Here is a 282-nt window from a genome sequence, read left to right as displayed (position 1 = left end):
CCGATAAGGACGGGTGCGTTTATGTCGCACACCAAGTTCGGTGCACGCCTCACGCCACGCAGACGACCGGTAAGCCGAACCGTTGTCTGACAGCACGCGCTCAACACTCACGCCACGGTCTGCAAACCACGCCACGGCCCTGTTGAGCACACCAAGGGACTGATGCACGATCAGGTGTCAGCTTGGTTTAGGCCGCCAGGGTGACGGTCGGGTTCATGATGGTCTCGTATTCGATGGGGGTCAATCGGCCCAGGCGGGCCTGACGCCGGCGGCGGTGGTAGG

1 pseudogene is annotated in these 282 nt (G+C 62.8%); it reads right to left on the bottom strand.

The features are described from left to right. Nucleotides 1-159, bottom strand: a pseudogene (locus GSY69_RS13950) (DDE-type integrase/transposase/recombinase); the annotation flags it as partial. Nucleotides 160-282 lie beyond the last annotated feature (123 nt).

It is taken from the genome of Brevibacterium rongguiense, assembly GCF_009857845.1.
GTDB lineage: Bacteria > Actinomycetota > Actinomycetes > Actinomycetales > Brevibacteriaceae > Brevibacterium > Brevibacterium rongguiense.
Note: the sequence above shows the minus strand (reverse complement) of the source record. Positions and strands in the feature narration are given on the sequence as shown.